This window comes from Escherichia sp. AM3, assembly GCF_032029835.1.
Lineage (GTDB): Bacteria > Pseudomonadota > Gammaproteobacteria > Enterobacterales > Enterobacteriaceae > Escherichia > Escherichia coli.
This window is the reverse complement of record NZ_JAVUPQ010000204.1, coordinates 1-2,406: the sequence shown is the minus strand read 5'-3', so window position 1 is coordinate 2,406 and position 2,406 is coordinate 1. Positions and strand designations below refer to the sequence as shown.

The window sequence follows — 2,406 nt, the reverse complement described above, 5'->3', positions numbered from 1 at the left end:
GATTTTCTCTTAAATAGATTGATGATCGTTAGATTGGCGTAAGCCTCATCAATGGAACTATTGAAGCGCACAGCGCATAGACACTAACAACCATTCGCTTACGCTCAGGTTATTGCACAAGTAAATTTCAATCGTTAGATGGTAGTTAGTTAATTATCGTTCTGCGCACAGCGCAAGACTATTAGCCATACGCAAGCCGTAGGCTATTTGCACATAGTAGATTACATATTCGTTGTGAGCGGAAAGCGAACATAGATCAGCTAACTACTAACAAAAAACAAAAAACAAAAACTATCTGTTATGACAAGCATCAGTCTAACTTGTGCAAGGTTCTGGCGAATGCCAATAGATTAAGGGATAGTCGAAGACTCCCTAACGGGTATCCCTATAATTATTCTTTAAAAGATAAAAGAATTTATAAAAGATAGTTTAATTGTAGTTTAATTATAGTATTGTAGGAACTCATTTCCTGGGTAGGTAGGAACTCATTTCCTGGGTAGGTAGGAAACCCGCACTATACGGTAAAAAGTGCTTGCATGTCAACTTATATTATGTTAATTGCGGCTTTAGATCGTCTAAGTGATTGTTAAAAGTAACTTTTAAAGTTAACAATTGATCAATCAAACTTAAAAATTCCCGGCTTTAGAAAAGCATAAGTATTGTGCACACTGGTAAGTGTCTTGCACAGAAAAAGGTGTAAAAAATGTCTAAAGCCCCTTTAGATAAAAATTACACTTTTTTAGAGATGAAAAAGGTATCAAAAATGTCTAAAGCCCTTTAGATAAAAATGATACCTTTATACATGCGCTAATAGCGCGCATAACAATAACCTACTAACAACTAACTAAAAAGTAAGAAGATGTTGTTATGATTAGTGTATCGCTCAACGCTCACATCTATCTCTGATCTATAAATTGGTAACTGTCTAACAACAACAAACAACTATTACATGCAAAACAGCCTTACGGCTGCATAGAGATGATTGGCTAACCTTCGGTTGCTACGCATAGCCATATCTATGAGAAGATAAAAGAGATTTAAAGGTTAGTTTGTTGTTGATCTAACTAACATTCGCTATACGCTCATACAATCTACATTACACATTAACTATCAAACTACAATCTAACGATATATAGAATCTATATCCACTCATTATCATTCGTGCAATGATCACATTGATAGTTCGCTATACGCTCACCTCTATTATGTGCAATGGCTTTTCAGGCAACGCGTTAGCGTATTCTTGCGAATGCCTGATCTCCAAAGCCGGAATTAAACAGCAAGAATATCTCGTGTAAATCATAGAATATTCATAGTTTATCCCTATGTAATTCCATACTAAAAATTCAATGAAAAGTAGCTTAAAAGAGCAATGTTAGCTTTCTTCACTTTTACATTATCATCAGCAAAGCCTTATGTAATGCGGCATATAGCGCATCACTGCAAAATTGTTGCTCAATAAACGTTCTATCATTTATTGAACAAGTTTCCTTTAATGCAACAAAAAATTATTTTTTCAAAATAAACACACTATTTAATAGCTTGCTAATTTTACCAAAATGTAACTACATGATTCTCATGCAAGACGTGTAGTGATAAAGCAGGCTAAATCACCACACTAAAAACCTTCGAATTTCGTAGTGAAAAAAGTCCTTTACACACCTAATCAACACGATCAATAATCACTACACACAAATCAACACAGAAGGAAAATGAAAATGGCTAATATTGGATACATTAGGGTATCGACTGTCCAACAAAACACAGACCGTCAATTAGCTGGAGTAACTCTTGATAAAGTCTTTGAAGATAAAGCGTCAGGCAAAAATACCCAGCGCCCACAGTTTGAGGCAATGATGAACTATGTGCGGGAAGGTGATGTTTTGCATGTTCACAGCATTGATCGACTTTGCCGTAATACAGCCGACCTACTGGCAACGGTTGAGCAATTAACAGAGCGCGGCGTGTCTGTGCATTTCCATAAAGAAGACTTTAAGACAGGGAAGAACTCTCCCGCAGGGAATATGATGCTCACAGTGCTTGCAGCAGTGGCACAAATGGAACGTGAAATGATGCTTGAGCGTCAACGTGAAGGGATCGCCGCAGCTAAGGCCGCTGGACGTATAGCAAAACGTGGTAATGGAAAAGCAATTGATCGAGCAGGAATTGCTGCCGCTCTCGCGAATGGTGGATCAATTCGGAGCGTAGCAAAAGATTTCAGTGTCAGCACACAGACGGTGCAACGTATCAAGAAAGAGCAGGAAGCGTAATGCCTCCTGATATTTCAGAGTTGTCGCCGCGTGGACCTGACGGCGCTGATCTTCTCGTTAAGCGATGATCACGTTTGCGCCGATTTCAGATAAAAAGACAGTAACTGAACTCACTATGAAGGCTAAACGTATCTTT

General features: G+C 38.0%; 1 protein-coding gene. It reads left to right on the top strand.

The genetic code is table 11. The features are described from left to right. Positions 1 to 1,718: 1,718 nt before the first annotated feature. Positions 1,719 to 2,270 carry a recombinase family protein gene (locus RTW80_RS24090; protein WP_001273868.1) on the top strand — a complete coding sequence of 184 codons (552 nt, stop codon included), beginning with the start codon at positions 1,719 to 1,721 and terminating at the stop codon, positions 2,268 to 2,270. Positions 2,271 to 2,406: the final 136 nt, after the last annotated feature.